Origin of the sequence: Streptomyces parvus (assembly GCF_014648875.1) — a bacterium.
Lineage (GTDB): Bacteria > Actinomycetota > Actinomycetes > Streptomycetales > Streptomycetaceae > Streptomyces > Streptomyces parvus.
In genome coordinates, this window is sequence record NZ_BMRY01000036.1 from 1 (window position 1) to 2050 (window position 2050).

Below are 2050 nucleotides of genomic sequence, written 5' to 3' on the forward strand. Positions count from 1 at the left end.
CCAACCTCACCGCCTACGCCCACCAAGACGTCCCCTTCGAATACCTCGTCGAAATCCTCAACCCCACCCGCACCCTCAACCACCACCCCCTCTTCCAAATAATGCTCGCCCTCCAAAACGCACCCGAAGGAGCATTCCAACTCCCCGGCCTCACCATCGACATCGCCCCCGGACGCACCGGAACCGCCAAATTCGACCTCTTCTTCAGCCTCGTCGAGAAACGCGGACCCCACGGCGAACCCGAAGGCATCACCGGCGCCATCGAATACTCCAGCGACCTCTACGACGAAACCACCGTCCACACCCTCTTCGAACGCCTCACCCGCATCCTCGAAACCGCCACCGACCACCCCGACCAACCCCTCAGCCACATCGACGCCCTCAGCCCGCACGAGAAGCACCAGGTGCTGGACTCCTGGCTGGAGACGGCGACGGAGGTAGGGACCGGTCTGCTGCCTGCCCGCTTCTCAGAGCAAGCGTCCGCGACACCGGACGCCGTGTCCCTGGTCTCCGGCGACACCGTCCTGACCTATGCCGAACTGGACCGGCGGGCCAACCGGCTGGCCCGAGTCCTGCTCGACCGAGGTGCGGGAGCCGGCCATGTGACCGCCATCGCGCTGCCGCGCTCGGCCGACCTGGTGGTGGCACTGCTGGCAGTGCTCAAGTCCGGCGGCGCCTACCTGCCGCTCGACCCCGACCACCCGGCGGCACGCCTCACGCACGTCCTGGAGGATGCCCGCCCCTCACTGCTGCTCACGACCACGGCGACGGACTGGATGATCCCGGAGGTGGGCGCCGCACAGCGGCTGGTCCTCGATTCCGACCCCGTACGGGAGGCATCGGACGCCGCCCTCGACAGCGATCCGGCCGACGACGGCGGGGTCGCCCCACTCCTTCCGGAGGACGCCGCGTACGTCATCTACACCTCGGGCTCGACCGGACGGCCCAAGGGCGTGGTGGTCCCGCACGGCGCCTTGCTCAACTTCCTCGTGGGCATGCGGGAGAAGGCTCCGATCCGGCCGGAGGACCGGCTGCTCGCGGTCACCACCGTCGCCTTCGACATCGCCGCCCTCGAGCTCTACCACCCCCTGCTCTCCGGCGCCGCCGTCGTCATCGCACCCAAGGAAGCCGTTCCGCAGCCCTCGGCCGTGCTGGACCTGATCGAACGGCACAGCGTCACGGTCGTGCAGGGCACCCCGTCCCTGTGGCAACTGCTCGTGGCGCACGACGCGGAGGCGCTTCGAGGGCTACGGATACTGGTCGGCGGCGAAGCGCTGCCGGTCTCCCTCGCCGAGGCCCTGCGCGGGCTCACCGACGACCTGGTCAACCTGTACGGCCCGACCGAGACCACCATCTGGTCGACCGCTGCGGATCTGGCCGGCCACACCGGAGGGCCGGCACCGATCGGGCGGCCGATCGCAAACACCCGGGTCTACGTGCTGGACTCCGCTCTGCAGCCGGCCGCTCCCGGTGTGGTGGGTGAGCTGTACGTCGCGGGCGAGGGCCTGGCCCGCGGCTACGCCAACCAGCCCGGGCTCACCGCCGAACGCTTCGTCGCAGATCCGTTCCACCCCGAACCCGGGCAACGGATGTACCGCACCGGCGACCTCGCCCGCTGGAACACCCACGGCGAACTCGAATACCTCGGCCGTACCGACCACCAGGTCAAGATCCGCGGCTTCCGCATCGAACCCGGCGAGATCGAGAAGACCCTCACCGACCACCCCGACATCGCCCAGGCCGCCGTGATCGTACGGGAGGACAGGCCGGGAGACCTCCGCCTGGTCGGGTACGTCGTGGCCGACAGCGGGGGCGGAGTCCGTGACGAGCATGTCGAGCGGGACCAGCTGAGCGAGTGGCAGGACCTCTACGACTCCGTCTACACGTCCGCCGGCGAAACTGACATCGGCGAGAACTTCGCGAGCTGGAACAGCAGTTACGACGGGCAGCCCATCCCACTGGAAGACATGCGGGAATGGCGCGACAGCACCGTCGACCGCATCAAAGCACTCCACCCACGACGCGTCCTGGAAATCGGCGTCGGCACCGG

1 protein-coding gene is annotated in these 2050 nt (G+C 68.8%); it reads left to right on the forward strand.

Annotated elements, in window-relative coordinates:
- The coding region (locus tag IE140_RS35655) for a non-ribosomal peptide synthetase (RefSeq protein WP_189461098.1) at positions 1-2050 on the forward strand (2050 nt) is incomplete at both ends.